Below are 14578 nucleotides of genomic sequence, written 5' to 3'. Positions count from 1 at the left end.
CGTCAGTACCCCAGAGGCGGCAGCGGCCGCTCGTCCGGTTCGGCGGCCAGCATCTCGCCCGTATCGTCCGTCTTGAGGTCCTGATAGGCCCTGTAAGTCAGGACAAGCAGAAAGGCGAGGAACGAAAACGAAATAACGATCGCCGTCAGGATCAACGCCTGCGGCAGCGGATTGGCGGCAGCCAGATCGAGCGTGCTCGCACCCTGCGGAATGATGGGCGGCACCTCGGGCGTTATCCGGCCGGCGGTGAAGAGCAGCAGATTGACGGCATTGCCGAGGATGGCTATGCCGAGCATGATACGGATCGAGAACTTCGACAGCATCAGATAAATCGCCGCCGAGAAGAACAGGCCGACAAGAACGGCAAAGACAGCCTCCATCAGTCGACCTCCCGCTCTTCGAGCGCAAGCGCGATCGATGTGATCGCACCGACGACGACCAGATAGACGCCGATATCGAAGAGCATCACCGTGGAAAGCGCCACTTCCACACCGAACAGATGCGGATAGACCCACAGCCCGGTCATGAACGGGACACCGAAAAAGACGGAGAGGAAACCTGCGAGCGTCGACGCCAACAGGCCGAATCCGGCAATGGCCAGCGGATGAAAGACGATGGCGCGGCGCACAGCAGTCACCCCACAGGCAATACCGTAGATCGCGAAGGCGGATGCGGCGATCAGGCCGCCGATGAAGCCGCCGCCCGGTTCGTTATGACCGCGCAGCAGGACGAAGACGGAAAAGAGCAGCATCAATGCGGTCAGAAAGGGAGCGGCGGTCCGAAAGATCAGCGTGTTCATGAGCGCTCCGCCTCCATTCTGTTTTCAAAATCGGCGTTTTCCTCACGGTCGGGATCGTTGGCTGCAAGCTTGCGCTCGCCGCCCGCACGGATGCGGATCAACGCCAGGATCGCCAGCCCGGTCATTGCGACAACCGCAATCTCGCCGAGCGTATCCGTACCCCGGAAGTCGACGATGATGACGTTGACCACATTGTCGCCGTGGGCGATCAGCTTCGAGTAACGGTCGAAGAAAGCGGTCAGCGTCAGATCGAAGGGAGCCTGTATCGCTTTCAGCAGGAGAAGCGAAAAGCCTGCCCCACAGCCAATCGCGAGCACTGCATGGGCAAACATTTTCAGCGGCGGACGGCGATCCGCCGACGAAAGACGCAGCCTCGTCATCACCATGGCCAGAATGACGACGGACAGGGTCTCGACCATGAACTGCGTGAAGGACAGATCCGGCGCACCGAACAGCAGGAAGATGACGGCGACCGCAAAGCCTTGAATACCAAGCGAGACAATAGCGGTCAGCCGGTCTCGCGCCAGAACGACGGCGGCAAGCCCGATGACGGCAATCAGGAAAATCGTTGCCTCATGCCACTGCAAATTCGGCCATGCCGGCATTGCCGGAAGTTCGCCATGGATGACGAGCGGCGCCAGCAGCATAGCGGCGATGCAGAGGAAGGTGACAGCGACATAGATTTCCAGGCGGCCCGGCTGCAGGATGCGCGAGACAGCATGCGACAGCCGCACCAACCCGGACATAAAGCCATCGAAGCCGCGATCCGGTCCCGGCCCGAGGTGCCGCAGGATGACCGACATGACGAAGCGAGCACGGTCGAGCTGCCAATAGACCAGGATACCAATCAGCACGGTTGCCAGCGAGAGCGCGAACGGCAGCCCGATATGCGGGATCGGCGTGGCGGTCACATGCAGCTCCTTGCCGCCAACGGCACTGGCCATCGGCGACGTGACGTAGGCATGCCATGTCCCCGAAAGCAAAGCCGAAGCGAGGCCGAGCAACGCGAGCAGTACCGGCCCAAGCCAAAGGAGCGGCGGCGCCTCATGCGGAAGGCGCGGCGTCTCTGTCAGTGGCCCGACAAAGGGCTTGAGCGCCACGGCAAAGGCGATGGCGAACATCAGGGCGTTGCCGGCGACGGCGACGATCGTCAGAACGATCGGCCACGGCGAAGCCTGCGCCAATGCCGCATAGATCTCCTCCTTGGCAATAAAGCCGAAGGCTGGCGGCAAACCGCCCATCGAGATTGCGGCGAGCAAGGCTGCTGCAAAAGTCAGCGGCATGGCGGAGCGCAAGCCGCCGAGGCGCGTGATGTCGCGCGTTCCGGTCTCATGATCGACGATGCCGGCGACCATGAACAGGGCGCCCTTGAACAGCGAATGCGCCACCAGATAGAGGACTGCAGCTTCGACGGCATAATCCGTGCCGAAGCCGGTGAGCAGCACGAGCAGGCCAAGAGACGAAACAGTGGTATAGGCGAGTTTCAGTTTCAGGTCGGTCTGACGGATCGCAAGCAGAGTGCCTACCAACAGTGTCGCCGCACCGAAAACCGGCAGGATCGTCTGCCACGCCACCGTATCGCCCATGACGGGATTGAGCCGCATCAGAAGATAGACGCCTGCCTTCACCATGGTCGCGGAATGCAGATAGGCCGATACCGGCGTCGGCGCTTCCATTGCGTTGGGCAACCAGAAGTGAAATGGAAACTGCGCCGACTTGGTGAAAGCGCCGCCGAGCACGAGGATCAGCGCCGTGAGATAGAGCGGGCTTGCCCTCAACACATCGCCGGAGTGCAGCAGCTCCGACATCGAACCGAGGCCGGTGATTTGCCAGATGAGCAGCAGACCCGCCAACAGCAACAGGCCTCCCCCACCCGTCACCACCAAAGCCTGCAGCGCCGCCCGTCGCGACGCTTCCCGACGATGATCGAAGCCGATCAGCAGGAAAGACGTGATGGAGGTCAGCTCCCAGAAGACGAACAGCGTCAGGAAGCTGTCCGAGACGACGAGACCGAGCATCGAGCCCATGAAGAGAAAGATGAAGGAGAAGAAGCGCCCGAGGTCCGGGTGCCCCTTCAGGTAGCCGCCGGCGTAGAGAATGATCAAGGTGCCGATGCCGGTGACGAGCAAAGCAAAGGTCAGCGACAGGCCGTCGAGCAGCCAGGAAAACCGCAGACCGAGGCTCGGCACCCAATCAAAACCGCCCTGGACAATTCTACCGGCGGCAATATCGGGCAGGAATCCGGCGAAATGAACGAAGGCAAGCCCGGGCAGCAGCGCCAGCAGCCACGCCGCATTGTGCTCCACGCGCCGAACGACGAGGGGCGCGATCAACGCACCCAGGAAGGGCAGACATAGAGCCAGGAATGTCAGGCCCGTGACACCGGCCATGCCTTCCCCCTGCTGAACGATCATGCGGAAACCGGCAAAGCCGGAGCTAGGGTGCAGGGATAGGCGAAAGGGTTGACAGCCTCAAGTGCAAACGGTCGAAAAGCGGGAGTAAACCACTGAAATCGCTTTTCCGCCGATGCTTTGCGGACTTACCGGAGCGGGTCCAATACCCTTGGCGGACAGGCGTTCCACCATTTTGAGGCGTGGTTTCGACACGAATGGCAAGAACATGATGTCAAAGCATCCAATTCTGCATGGCTTGCAATGAAGCTGTAACGAATCTGAGCTAATTTTGCGCCATTTCCAAAATCGCCATGGAATCTTCGCTGAAAAAAGCGCTATTCTTAAGCGATTTGCAGACCCCGCCTCCCGGAAACCGCAATGCTCGCCCGCTTGATAGCTTTCCTGCTGCTTTGCCCCGCCTCGGCGTTTGCCGCCGAATGGTGGTCTTATGACAATACGGGCTTCGGTTACGCCATCGAACTGCCATCGGACTTCCACCTGTCGGCGCCTTCGGAGGACACCAACCGCTTGTCGTTGTCGCCGGCGGATCGATCAGCCGTGCTGCAGGTTTTCGGCACGGCGCTTGCCAAAGGCGACTTCGTCGAAGAGGCCAATGTTCGCGTCGCGCTCGCCAGGGATCAGGGTTGGAAGATCTCCTATGCGAAGTCGAATTCGCGCGGTGCCAGCTTTTCCGGCACGAAACAGGGTCGTATCGTCTATGTGCGCGGTGTGGCGCTTTGCAACGGCGGAGCGGCGTTCTTCGAAATGGATTATGCCAAGGCGGACATGCAGCGCTACGACGCCATCGTGATGCGTCTGGTGCGCAGCTTGCGCCCGACCAAGAAGTGCACGCCAACCGCGCAGGTGGTCAAAAGCTTTCCGGAGACAGGCTGAAACAGGCGAGAACGGCCGAATAATGCACGGCGGCAGCGGCAATCACAAAGCCGTGCCAGATCGCATTCTGGAACCGCAGCTTTTCCCAAACGTGAAAGATGACGCCCAGCGAGTAGATCACCCCGCCGATGATGATCAGCAGCATGGACGCGAAGGGGATATACATCGAGACCGGCTTTGCCACGATGACGCCGCTCCAGCCCATGGCAAGGTAAAGCAGGATCGCCAACCGGTCGTAACGGCCTGGGAACAGACACTTCAGCACGATACCGAATGCCGCGAAAACCCAGACGGCGATCAGCATGGCGAATAGCAGCGGATCCTCGGCGCCGCGCTCCAGAAACGGCGTATAGGTCGCGGCAATCAGCACGTAGATGAAGGAATGGTCGAAGCGCCGGAGGAACCATTTCGTCCGCGATACCGGCCAGAGGTTATAGGTGAAGGACATGCCGAGCGTCAGCACCAGGCCGACGCCGTAGATCCAGGCGGCGGCGATGGCGCCGTAGGAGCTCCAAACGGTCGCGTAGAAGATCAGCACCGTTGCGCCGATGAGCGCAAACACCACCCCAACGCCGTTGACGATGCTGTCGGCGATCACTTCATATCGATCATACGCCCAACGGATGCCTTTGTACTCGGCCATTTTTTACGCATTCCAGTTCAGTAACAACGCGATCCTTACATCCCGCCGACATGGAAGCAACTGCGTCAAACTGGCATTTCGATCAATCTTCGTGAACGCGACGAGGCATATCGTCAACATTCAGCGAACGCTCAATCCGCAATTTCTGGCCTTCTGTGAACAATCGGAATCCTCCATATAGTTTGGTAAGTACAGCGGGCCGAGGATATCGAAGAGGCATTCAACCGGCGAAACCTCCCGCCCGCCACTGACGGCTCACCGCCGTCCACGCCGGTTGCCTTTTTCAAGATTGTCGAGGTTGGAACTACCCATGACCGAAACCGCCCCCTCCTATGCATTGACGCGCCCTGCCTATGTCGGCCAATCGCATTTGGTCGTCACCGACCTGCCGCTGGTGTCACGTTTCTACCAGGACATGCTCGGCCTGAAGGTCATCGAAAAGACGGCGAGCGGCGAAGTCCTCGGCGTTGCCGGCCACCCCCTTCTGACCCTGACGACGGATCGCGCAGCCGCGCGTGCGCCGCGGACGGCGGCCGGCCTGTTCCACACCGCCTTCCTGCTGCCGAGCCGCGTCGAGCTTGCCCGCTGGCTTCGTCACGCCGCGCACAACAATGTCGCGCTGGAGGGCGCATCGGACCATATCGTCAGCGAGGCGATCTATCTTTCCGACCCCGAAGGCAACGGCATCGAGATCTATGCCGACCGACCACACGAGGAATGGACATTCCACGACGACGGCACGGTGGAGATGGCGACGCTCAGGCTCGATCTGCAGAAGCTCTATGAAAGTGCCCCGCAGGACCGCTGGGACGGCATGGCCGACGGTTCGGCGATCGGCCATATTCACCTGCAGGTCGGCGACGTTGCCGAAGCCAACGCCTTCTACCGCGACGTTCTCGGCATGAAGGTTATGGCCGCGCGCTATCCCGGCGCGACTTTCCTCGCGACAGGCGGCTATCACCATCATCTCGGCGCCAATACATGGAACAGCCGCGGCGCCGGTGTACGCTCCGAGCACATGACCGGTCTCTCGGACTATACGCTGCGCTTCAACGACAGCGCCTCGCTCGACAAGGCCGTGGCGGCTCTCGACCAGCACGAGATCAAGACCGAAAAGCGCGACGGCGGCATTTCGCTGCGCGATCCATGGGGAATCGGCCTCAACCTGATCGCCTGATTGCTCCATATGGCATGCTTTCAAAAGCCCGTTCCGGAACCGGAGCGGGCTTTTTCGCGTTTGAATACCGAGGCAATCGTGCCTTCGGGGATTTGAGGGCATGGAGATCGATAGAAACGCCGGCAAGCAGCCAGGCGGACCGGGGTTGCGCGACGGGAATTCCGGCGCGGGGCGAAACATGTCGCAAGGATATGGCAGCGACGCGGCCCTTTCCGAACTGGCGGATAATCCACCAACTGGTCAGCTTCATACCGCCGCCGCGTGGGCGACCATCGGTATCTTCCTTATTCTGGCGCTGGCCGGCGTTTATATGATGTCGATCATTCTCATTCCGGTAACCCTTGCCGTCGTCGTCGGCATGATCCTGGGGTTGGCGGCGGAAAAACTCAGCAAGCTCGGTGTACCGCGCGTCCTTAATGCCGTTCTCCTGTCATCGGCGGTGGCACTGGCGATCTTCCTCGTCATCAATGCGCTTGCCGGGCCGCTTGCCAAGCTGGCGCAAGAGGCTCCCGATTTCTTCCAGCGAACCTCGGACAGGCTGATGCCTTATCTCGACCGGTTCAAATGGCTGCACATTTCGCCGGAAACTTTCCAGAGCGGGCCGATGTCGATCAATACCCTGCTGGAGAACAGCGGCAACGTCCTGCACGTCGTTTCGAGCAATCTCACGCCGGCCATCGTTCAGATCCTGATATTCTTCGCCGCCCTGCTCCTGTTTCTCGTCAGCCGGATCAGCCTGCGCAAGACGATCATCATGACTTTCTCAAACAGGGCGGCGCGACTGACGACAATCCGGATTATCAACGCGGTAGAGCAGGTGCTGGGCTTCTACTTCGCCACGGCTTCCTTGATCTATGCCGGCATCGGCGTCGCGATGACGATCATCGCCTATGCCGGCGGCTTGAGCGTGCCGGTGCTCTGGGGCGTGTTCGCCTTTGTTGCCAGCTTCATTCCATTTCTCGGCGTCACCGCCATGACGATCGCTTTGGCGATCGCCGGCATCATCACGCATTCGGACATAGTCTTTGCGCTCGCTCCGGCCATTGTCTTCTTTGCCGTCCATCTCGCCGTGGAAAATTTGGTCTTTCCAGCGGTCATGGGCCGCCAGTGGGAGCTCAATCCCTTCGTCGTCTTCTTCGCCATCATCTTCTGGACATGGATGTGGGGCGCCGTCGGCGCGATGCTGGCGCTGCCGCTATCACTGATTGTCATGACTGTCGTCGATGAACTCTTCCTCGAGGAGAAAGTTCAGCCGCAACTACCGGGATAACGCAGGGGCGTGTCCTATGCGATCAGTTCGTCGTACCGGCATCGCCCTTTTCGGGAATGTCCTGAAGGCGCACGAACTGAACGCCTTTCGCCTTCAACGCCAGGATGCTTGCGGCCACACCTTCGCCGGCAGCATGCGTCGGCTGGTTGATATGGGAAATGATGACATCGCCGTCTTTTGCGGAAGCGTACTGCTTTTCCACCATCTTGGCCGGCAACAGCGAGCCGCTGTCGCCATTCACCGAATAGCCGGCAATGCGATAGCCCATGCCGCGAATCTGTTCGATCGACGAGCGACTGTATTTGGCCGTAGCACCGCGGAACCAACGTGGTTGCGGAATGCCCGCCGCGATCATCGCATCCGCCCCGCCCTTGACCTCTTGGGCAACCGCCTCCGGCGAACCGGCAGCGGGGATGCCGTAGACCTTGGTCGGGATATCGACGGCCGGAATATGGTTCTGGCCATGGTTTTCCAGCTCGAACAGATCCGGGTGAGCCAGGAAGACCTTCAATGCATCCGGATTGGTGCGCAGCCAGCGCGCGGTAACGAAGATCGTCGCCGGAATGCGCTGATCGACCAGCGTATCGAGGATGCGCGGATCGGTCTTGCCCATGCAGGCATCGAAAGTCAGCGCAATGCGCGGCGCGCCCTTACCCGCCCGATCGACGCGCAGGTGCGGCTCGACCAGCTTTACGTTCGAGGCCGGTGCTTTCGGCGGCAGCTTGGGCCAGCCGGCGGGCGGTTGCTCCGGCTGCGCCGCAAAAGCGGCCCCTGCTACGAAGACAAATGCGGAAGCAAGCAGAAAGCGGTTCATCGAGCAGCCACCGAACGGATCGAGCAAATGAAAACAGGCGGAAAAATCTGGCATCGCCACAGGTTTCCAGCCTGAACGCCCGCCATCTTCCGGCAACACGCCGGAAATATGGCAAACGTGCCCATTTCACATCACAAATGCATTGAACTCGCAGAGCATCGAGTTGCGGGCTTCAACCTGACAGCGTCTATGCTACGATTGATATGAGGCCATCGTAACACTATCTGCGTATTTTTCCGTGCTCCCGAAGAGAGACATGCATGAGCCGCGATCCCTATGAAGTACTGGGCGTAAAGCGAGACGCCCCGCAAAAGGATATTCAAAGCGCCTATCGCAAGCTTGCCAAGAAGCTGCACCCCGACCTAAACCCCGGCGACAAGCAGGCCGAGGACAAGTTCAAAGAGGTCTCGGCAGCCTATGGCATTGTCGGCGACGAGGAGAAACGTGTGCGTTTCGACCGCGGCGAGATCGATAGCAGCGGCGCCGAGCAGGCACCGCGCAACTATTATCGCGACTACGCAGCCAAGGAAGGCCAGCGTGGCCCCTATCAAAACACCGGCGGCTTTGCCGATTTCGGTGATGCCGACGACATGTTTTCCAGTTTCTTCTCGCGGCGCAGCCGAGGCCAGTCCCAAATGCAGGGTCAAGATCGTCAATATTCGATGGAGGTCGACTTTCTTGACGCCATCAACGGCGCGAAGAAGCAGATCAGCCTGCCTGATGGACCGGCCCTCGACGTGCAGATACCGCCGGGCACACGCGACGGCCAGACGCTGCGCCTGAAGGGCAAGGGCGATCCCGGCTTCAATGGCGGACCAGCGGGCGATGCATTGATTTCAGTGCATGTCCGGCCGCATCGATTCTACACCCGCGATGGCGACGACATCCGGCTGGAGCTGCCGATCTCGCTGACGGAAGCGGTGCTCGGCGGCAAGATCAGGGTCCCCACCCCCTCCGGCGCCGTCACCGTGACGCTGCAGCCGAACTCCAACACCGGCAAGGTGCTGCGGCTGAAGGGCAAGGGCGCACCGGTGCGCGGCAAGGACAATGGCGACGCTTATGTTTCCTTGAAGATCGTCCTTCCGGACACACCGGACCCTGAGCTGACACGCTTCGTCTCGGAGTGGGAAGCCGGCAAGACACAAGATCCCAGAAAGACCATGGGAGGATAAGCGATGAACGAGAGAGAGTTTCGACTGCACCTCGAAATCGAGACCACGGTGCTGGAAGTCTGGATCTCACAGGGCTGGGTGGTGCCGGAGGTGACGGATCAGGGCAGGAATTTCCGCGAGGCCGACATTGCCCGCGGCCAGCTCATCCTCGACCTTGGCAATGCCATGGGCGTCAACGAGCCCGGTGTCGATGTCGTCATGGATCTCGTCGATCAGCTGCACAGCCTGCGGGCAACATTGCGCGATCTCACGGATGCGGTGCGCCGCCAGCCTTCCGACGTGCAGCAGCTCATCCTGTCCGAGCTCACTCGCGTCGATGTCCTGAGGCCGCGCTGACGGCGCCGCCCGTCAATCGTAGAGATAGTGTTCCTGCCACGCCCCGCGCGGCACTTTTTCGCCGATCTGATAGCTCAGTTCCCGGACATGGATGTGTTTCGGGCCGGTGACGCAATTGTAGGATAGATGATACCAGTCGCCCTTGCTGCGGAAGACGGCGCCCGGCGCATCCATCGAATCCGGGTTCATGGCGGGGTCACCGAATGTATAGGCGATGACCTTGTCCGGCTTGAATCCCGTCTTGTCCGTGCCGATCCGTTTCATCGCCTCCGCATCGCACGCCTGCTCCATCCGCTCTGACGGATCAAGTTTTTCCAATTGTTTCTTCATCGCCGGATCGACGGCGAAGGCAGAGTTGGCGAAAGCAGCCAATGGAATGAGGATGGCAACGAGTTTCAGCATGAAGACCGGTCCCTTTGCATTATTCTGGATTTGATTGCGTCCGTTCCATCAGGGATGGCGGTTTGACCGCCTTTATGTCGACGCAATGTATATCGACTTCGATAAAGAATGTGGTCTCATCAAGGCAGCTCCCCCATCGGCTTTCCCGCGAGCTACCCGCTGCACAATTCCTCACATCGCAGTCGATCTGAGGAATTGTGGAGCATTTGAAATGCCCTACCGCGTCCTTGGCACGCCTTGCAAGACGCGCGGCCCGATAGTCGATCAACAGTATTTTACCCAACTTGCATGAAACTTGAGGGGAGATTTCCCTATTGAACCTCATGCGGCTGCCCTCTATCTCTCTCTTCTCTTCGCATCCGACTTTCACTCCATAGAAAGCGCTATCGTGTCTGTATTCAAGAACCTCCCCACCCCGCCTGTCGCCCCGAAACATCCCGTTACGGATACGCGCCACGGCATCAGCCGTAGCGACGATTATGCGTGGCTGCGCGCCGACAATTGGCAGGCGATGTTCAAGGATCCGTCGATCCTGGCCCCGGAAATCCGCGCCCATCTGGAAGCTGAAAACACCTATATGAATGCGGCGATGACCGACACGAAGGACCTGCAGAAGGTTCTCTTCGGCGAGATGAAGGGCCGCATCAAGGAAGATGACAGCTCGGTGCCGGTCAAGGACGGCCCCTATGCCTATGGCACGCTTTTCGTCACCGGCGGCGAGCAGCCGCACTATTTTCGCGAGGCCCGCAATGGCGGCGATCGCAAGCTGCTGCTGAACGGCGACAAGGAAAATGAAGGAAAGTCCTATTTCCGCCTTTCCGGCCTCGATCACTCCACCGACCATAGCCTCGGCATCTGGGGTTATGACGACAAGGGTTCGGAATATTTCACGCTGAAGATCCGCAACCTCGAGACCGGCGAGGATCTGTCGGATGTCCTCGAAAACACCGGCGGCGGCGGCGTCTGGGCGCCGGACGGCAAGAGTTTCTTCTACACGTTGCAGGACGAGAACCATCGCCCATCGAAGATCTACCATCACATCCTCGGGACGCCGCAATCGCAAGACCGGCTCGTCTACGAAGAGGAGGATGCCGGCTTCTTCATGGGCGTCGGCGGCTCGCTGCTCGACGACTACATCTTCATCGACATTCACGACCACGAGACCAGCGAATACCGCATCATCCCGACCTCCGACCTGACTGCCGAGCCGAAGATCGTGGCCGCGCGCGAAACGGGGATCGAGTATGAGCTCACCGAAGGCGGCGACGTCTTCTACATCCTCACCAACGACGGCGACGCCAAGGATTTCAAGATCATGGAGACGCCGGCGGACAGGCCGGGCAAGGAAAACTGGCGTGAAGTGGTGGCCCACAAGCCCGGCACGTTGCTGCTCAACCACATGGCCTATGCCCGTCACCTCATCTGGCTGGAGCGCAAGGACGGCCTGCCGCGCATTGTCATCCGCGATCGTCGCAGCGGCGAGGAACATTCCATCGCCTTCGAGGAAGAAGCCTATTCGCTCGGCCTGCAGGGGGCAGCGGAATACGACACGGATGTCATCCGCTTCTCCTACTCGTCGATGACGACGCCGAGCCAGCTCTTCGACTACAATATGGTGACGCGCGAGCGCACCCTGCTGAAGACGCAGGAAGTGCCCTCGGGCCACAATCCCTCGGACTACGTCACCCGCCGCGTTTTCGCGCCCGCCTGGGATGGTGAAAAAGTGCCGGTGACGCTGCTTTACCGCAAGGACACGCCGCTCGACGGTTCAGCACCCTGCCTGCTTTACGGCTACGGGGCTTACGGCATCGCGATTCCTGCCGGCTTCAACACCAACTGCCTGTCGCTCGCAGATCGCGGCTTCGTCTATGCCATCGCCCATATCCGCGGCGGCAAGGATAAGGGCTTTGCCTGGTACGAAGACGGTAAGATGGCGAAGAAGACCAATACGTTCAAGGACTTCATCGCGGCGGCCGACTATCTGAATCAGGAGAAGTTCACCTCTTACACGAAGATCATCGCCGAGGGCGGCTCGGCAGGCGGCATGCTGATGGGCGCGATCGCCAACATGGCGCCGGAGAAATTCGCGGGCGTCATCGCCGCCGTGCCTTTCGTCGACGTGCTCAACACCATGCTCGACGACACCTTGCCGCTGACGCCGCCGGAATGGCCGGAATGGGGCAACCCGATCGACAGCAAGCAAGAGTATGAGCAGATCGCCGCCTACAGCCCCTACGACAATGTCGGCGAGAAGCCCTATCCGCCGATCCTTGCCCTTGGCGGCCTCACCGATCCGCGCGTCACCTATTGGGAGCCGGCCAAGTGGGTCGCCAAGCTGCGTGACAAGACGACGGGCGACGCGCCGATCCTGCTGAAGACGAATATGGATGCCGGCCATGGCGGCGCGTCCGGCCGTTTCCAGCGCCTGGAGGAAGTGGCCTTCGAATATTCCTTCGCCATCAAGGTCGCGGGCAAAATGTAGGCTGAAGCCGGGAGGAGCGAATGGCAGTCTTTGTTGCCTTGCTGCGTGCCGTCAATGTTGGCGGCACCGGCGCATTGCCGATGGCAGAGCTAAAAACGCTCTGCGAGGAGAGCGGCTTCACCGACGTAAAAACCTATATCCAGAGCGGCAACGTGCTCTTTCGCTCTGAAGAAGATGAGAAGACGGTGCAGGCGCGGCTCGAGGAGGCTCTGGCGCGCAAGATGGGAGCCTCTCCCGGCGTCATCCTGCGCAGCCGCCAGGAGCTGGAAAATGCGGCCGACAATTCGCCCTTCCCGCACGCCAAGCCAAACTATCTGCTCGTCAGCTTCCTGCCGGATGCACCGCCGAAGGACGCGCTGGATAAGCTCGTGGCACCCGGCGGCGAAGAAGTGCATATCGCCGGCCGCGAAATCTACGTGCATTACCCCGATGGTTCCGGACGTTCGAAACTGAAGCTGCCGGCGCTGAAGGCAGGCACATCGAGAAATCTCAACACGGTACGGAAGCTTGCGGAGATGGCGCGCGAGCTGGAGAGGGAATAAAGACGCGCAGCGTCACCTTGATGCGACCCGCCAAGAGATGCCTGGAACAAGCGTCTTGCGCCTCCCTCTCGCCAGCCCTACTTTAGTGGCATGAGCTCTCTTCCGTCCGAAACGCCAATGCTTCAGGCACTCCCGATTCCGTTCGACAACAGCTATGCGCGCCTGCCGCCGCAATTCTTTGCGGACCAGGTGCCGACGCCTGTCGCTGCCCCGAAGCTGATCAAATTCAACGAGGTGCTGGCGCGGGAACTCGGGCTTGATGTGGATGCATTGAGACTTGATGCCGCGGCGATCTTCTCCGGAAACGAGTTGCTGCCAGGCTCGCAACCGATCGCTATGGCCTATGCCGGCCACCAGTTCGGCAATTTCGTGCCGCAGCTCGGCGACGGGCGCGCGATTCTTCTGGGCGAGGTCAAGGATCGCAACGGCAGGCGCCGCGATATCCAGCTCAAAGGCCCGGGGCCGACGCCGTTCTCGCGGCGCGGTGACGGGCGCGCGGCGCTTGGTCCGGTTCTGCGTGAATATATCGTCAGCGAGGCCATGCACGCCCTCGGTATCCCAACAACGCGGGCGCTGGCGGCAGTGACGACCGGCGAGCCTGTTTACCGCGAGGAGGTGCTGCCAGGCGCCGTTTTCACGCGCGTCGCGGCGAGCCATATCCGCGTCGGCACCTTCCAGTTTTTTGCGGCGCGCGGCGACACGGACAATCTGAAGGTTCTGGCCGATCATGTCATCGGCCGTCATTACCCAGACATCAGCGACCGCACAAATCCTTATCTTGCACTGCTGGAAGCAGTGGCAGAACGGCAGGCCGCACTCATCGCGCGCTGGCTGCATGTCGGTTTCATCCATGGCGTGATGAACACCGACAATATGACCGTTTCCGGCGAGACGATCGATTTCGGTCCCTGTGCTTTCATGGATAGCTACGATCCGGCGACAGTCTTTTCCTCCATCGACCGGAATGGTCGTTATGCCTATGCCAATCAACCGGCGATCGGGCAATGGAACCTCGCGCGCCTCGGCGAGACCCTTATTCCGCTAATCGATCCGTCCGCCGACACCGCGATCGAACTCGCGAACACTATCATTAGAGCCTATGGCGAGCGCTTTCAGGCCCACTGGCTCTCGGGCATGCGCGCCAAGATCGGCGTGACAGACGAGGAGGAAGGCGATCTCGAGCTGATCCAGTCTCTGCTGGCGATCATGCAGCAGCAGGGCGCCGATTTCACGCTGGCCTTCCGCCGGCTCGCCTCCCTTGCCGCCGACGAGGACGTCACCGACTTCACGGCGACCTTCCACGAGCCGCAATCGGTTGCGCCATGGCTCGCGCGCTGGCGCGAGCGCCTTGCCCGAGACCCTCAGTCGTCCGGCGCACGCGCAAATGCCATGCGGAAGGTCAACCCGGCTTTCATCCCGCGCAACCATCGAATCGAACAGGCGATCCAGGCGGCCGTCGAGGACGACGATTTTTCGCTGTTCGAAGCGCTGCTGCAAGTGCTGGCCAAGCCCTATGAGGATCAGCCTGCCTTTGCGCCTTATGCCGAGCCACCTTTACCCTCGGAACGGGTGCTGCAGACCTTCTGCGGCACCTGACACAACCGAGGACATAAGCCCCAGACAGGCTTGGGGAGTCATCGTCGCGCCAACCCAT

14 protein-coding genes are annotated in these 14578 nt (G+C 60.5%); 8 read left to right on the top strand and 6 right to left on the bottom strand.

Annotation, left to right across the window (positions count from 1 at the left end; translation table 11 throughout):
- Positions 1 to 2: 2 nt before the first annotated feature.
- Genes ACIQJ2_RS17080 through ACIQJ2_RS17070 form a run of 3 tightly spaced genes read right to left on the bottom strand, consistent with a single transcriptional unit; the run spans position 3 to position 3189 of the window.
- The gene (locus ACIQJ2_RS17080) at positions 3 to 380 is read right to left on the bottom strand and encodes a Na+/H+ antiporter subunit C (RefSeq protein WP_199146027.1); all 378 of its coding nucleotides are present in this window, start codon (positions 378 to 380) and stop codon (positions 3 to 5) included.
- Positions 380 to 799 carry a Na+/H+ antiporter subunit B gene (locus ACIQJ2_RS17075; protein ID WP_199146025.1) on the bottom strand — a complete coding sequence of 140 codons (420 nt, stop codon included), beginning with the start codon at positions 797 to 799 and terminating at the stop codon, positions 380 to 382. Before ACIQJ2_RS17075 ends, ACIQJ2_RS17080 begins: the two co-directional genes overlap by 1 nt.
- Positions 796 to 3189, bottom strand: coding sequence for a putative monovalent cation/H+ antiporter subunit A (locus tag ACIQJ2_RS17070; RefSeq protein WP_400667293.1), 2394 nt, complete (start codon positions 3187 to 3189; stop codon positions 796 to 798). Before ACIQJ2_RS17070 ends, ACIQJ2_RS17075 begins: the two co-directional genes overlap by 4 nt.
- 381 nt (positions 3190 to 3570) lie before the next feature.
- On the opposite strand from ACIQJ2_RS17070, the gene ACIQJ2_RS17065 reads away from it, so the two are divergent.
- On the top strand, positions 3571 to 4086 hold the full coding sequence (locus ACIQJ2_RS17065; protein ID WP_400667295.1) for a hypothetical protein: 516 nt from the start codon (positions 3571 to 3573) through the stop codon (positions 4084 to 4086).
- Here ACIQJ2_RS17065 and ACIQJ2_RS17060 read toward each other — a convergent pair.
- Positions 4061 to 4729: a hemolysin III family protein gene (locus ACIQJ2_RS17060; protein ID WP_199146019.1), complete on the bottom strand. Its 669-nt coding sequence runs from the start codon at positions 4727 to 4729 to the stop codon at positions 4061 to 4063. The two genes, ACIQJ2_RS17065 and ACIQJ2_RS17060, sit on opposite strands and share 26 nt — an antisense overlap.
- Before the next feature lie 310 nt (positions 4730 to 5039).
- Between ACIQJ2_RS17060 and ACIQJ2_RS17055 the strand changes: the two genes are divergently transcribed.
- Together ACIQJ2_RS17055 and ACIQJ2_RS17050 are read left to right on the top strand one after the other, a co-directional pair.
- Complete coding sequence (locus ACIQJ2_RS17055) at positions 5040 to 5906, top strand: VOC family protein (protein ID WP_199146017.1); 867 nt, start codon at positions 5040 to 5042, stop codon at positions 5904 to 5906.
- Positions 5907 to 6084: 178 nt separating this feature from the next.
- Positions 6085 to 7176 carry an AI-2E family transporter gene (locus ACIQJ2_RS17050; protein WP_400667742.1) on the top strand — a complete coding sequence of 364 codons (1092 nt, stop codon included), beginning with the start codon at positions 6085 to 6087 and terminating at the stop codon, positions 7174 to 7176.
- Positions 7177 to 7198: 22 nt separating this feature from the next.
- Here ACIQJ2_RS17050 and ACIQJ2_RS17045 read toward each other — a convergent pair whose 3' ends face one another.
- Positions 7199 to 7990, bottom strand: a complete 792-nt coding sequence (locus tag ACIQJ2_RS17045; protein ID WP_199146066.1) for a polysaccharide deacetylase family protein — start codon at positions 7988 to 7990, stop codon at positions 7199 to 7201.
- Positions 7991 to 8250: 260 nt separating this feature from the next.
- Between ACIQJ2_RS17045 and ACIQJ2_RS17040 the strand changes: the two genes are divergently transcribed.
- Both ACIQJ2_RS17040 and ACIQJ2_RS17035 read left to right on the top strand, forming a co-directional pair.
- A complete protein-coding gene (locus ACIQJ2_RS17040) occupies positions 8251 to 9162 on the top strand; it encodes a DnaJ C-terminal domain-containing protein (RefSeq protein ID WP_400667297.1) in 912 nt (303 codons plus the stop codon).
- Positions 9163 to 9165: 3 nt separating this feature from the next.
- Positions 9166 to 9498, top strand: coding sequence for a chaperone modulator CbpM (locus ACIQJ2_RS17035; RefSeq protein ID WP_400667299.1), 333 nt, complete (start codon positions 9166 to 9168; stop codon positions 9496 to 9498).
- 12 nt (positions 9499 to 9510) lie between these two features.
- Here ACIQJ2_RS17035 and ACIQJ2_RS17030 read toward each other — a convergent pair whose 3' ends face one another.
- Complete coding sequence (locus ACIQJ2_RS17030; protein WP_199146009.1) at positions 9511 to 9900, bottom strand: DUF930 domain-containing protein; 390 nt, start codon at positions 9898 to 9900, stop codon at positions 9511 to 9513.
- A 388-nt stretch (positions 9901 to 10288) separates the two neighbouring features.
- On the opposite strand from ACIQJ2_RS17030, the gene ACIQJ2_RS17025 reads away from it, so the two are divergent.
- The 3 genes from ACIQJ2_RS17025 to ACIQJ2_RS17015 all read left to right on the top strand — a co-directional run bounded on the left by ACIQJ2_RS17025 (position 10289) and on the right by ACIQJ2_RS17015 (position 14520).
- The gene (locus tag ACIQJ2_RS17025) at positions 10289 to 12382 is read left to right on the top strand and encodes a S9 family peptidase (protein WP_400667301.1); all 2094 of its coding nucleotides are present in this window, start codon (positions 10289 to 10291) and stop codon (positions 12380 to 12382) included.
- A 20-nt stretch (positions 12383 to 12402) separates the two neighbouring features.
- Positions 12403 to 12924, top strand: coding sequence for a DUF1697 domain-containing protein (locus ACIQJ2_RS17020; RefSeq protein WP_400667303.1), 522 nt, complete (start codon positions 12403 to 12405; stop codon positions 12922 to 12924).
- Between the two features lie 117 nt (positions 12925 to 13041).
- Entirely contained in the window at positions 13042 to 14520 is a 1479-nt protein-coding gene (locus ACIQJ2_RS17015) for a YdiU family protein (protein WP_400667305.1), read from the top strand.
- Positions 14521 to 14578 lie beyond the last annotated feature (58 nt).

Source organism: Rhizobium sp. NPDC092011 (genome assembly GCF_044756305.1).
Lineage (GTDB): Bacteria > Pseudomonadota > Alphaproteobacteria > Rhizobiales > Rhizobiaceae > Rhizobium.
Note: the sequence above shows the minus strand (reverse complement) of the source record. Positions and strands in the feature narration are given on the sequence as shown.

Bases quoted from the DNA above. Each gene is read 5' to 3' on its own strand.
- ACIQJ2_RS17080 (WP_199146027.1), bottom strand. From the start codon at position 380: ATGGAGGCTGTCTTTGCCGTTCTTGTCGGCCTGTTCTTCTCGGCGGCG.
- ACIQJ2_RS17075 (WP_199146025.1), bottom strand. From the start codon at position 799: ATGAACACGCTGATCTTTCGGACCGCCGCTCCCTTTCTGACCGCATTG.
- ACIQJ2_RS17070 (WP_400667293.1), bottom strand. From the start codon at position 3,189: ATGGCCGGTGTCACGGGCCTGACATTCCTGGCTCTATGTCTGCCCTTC.
- ACIQJ2_RS17065 (WP_400667295.1), top strand. From the start codon at position 3,571: ATGCTCGCCCGCTTGATAGCTTTCCTGCTGCTTTGCCCCGCCTCGGCG.
- ACIQJ2_RS17060 (WP_199146019.1), bottom strand. From the start codon at position 4,729: ATGGCCGAGTACAAAGGCATCCGTTGGGCGTATGATCGATATGAAGTG.
- ACIQJ2_RS17055 (WP_199146017.1), top strand. From the start codon at position 5,040: ATGACCGAAACCGCCCCCTCCTATGCATTGACGCGCCCTGCCTATGTC.
- ACIQJ2_RS17050 (WP_400667742.1), top strand. From the start codon at position 6,085: ATGTCGCAAGGATATGGCAGCGACGCGGCCCTTTCCGAACTGGCGGAT.
- ACIQJ2_RS17045 (WP_199146066.1), bottom strand. From the start codon at position 7,990: ATGAACCGCTTTCTGCTTGCTTCCGCATTTGTCTTCGTAGCAGGGGCC.
- ACIQJ2_RS17040 (WP_400667297.1), top strand. From the start codon at position 8,251: ATGAGCCGCGATCCCTATGAAGTACTGGGCGTAAAGCGAGACGCCCCG.
- ACIQJ2_RS17035 (WP_400667299.1), top strand. From the start codon at position 9,166: ATGAACGAGAGAGAGTTTCGACTGCACCTCGAAATCGAGACCACGGTG.
- ACIQJ2_RS17030 (WP_199146009.1), bottom strand. From the start codon at position 9,900: ATGCTGAAACTCGTTGCCATCCTCATTCCATTGGCTGCTTTCGCCAAC.
- ACIQJ2_RS17020 (WP_400667303.1), top strand. From the start codon at position 12,403: ATGGCAGTCTTTGTTGCCTTGCTGCGTGCCGTCAATGTTGGCGGCACC.
- ACIQJ2_RS17015 (WP_400667305.1), top strand. From the start codon at position 13,042: ATGCTTCAGGCACTCCCGATTCCGTTCGACAACAGCTATGCGCGCCTG.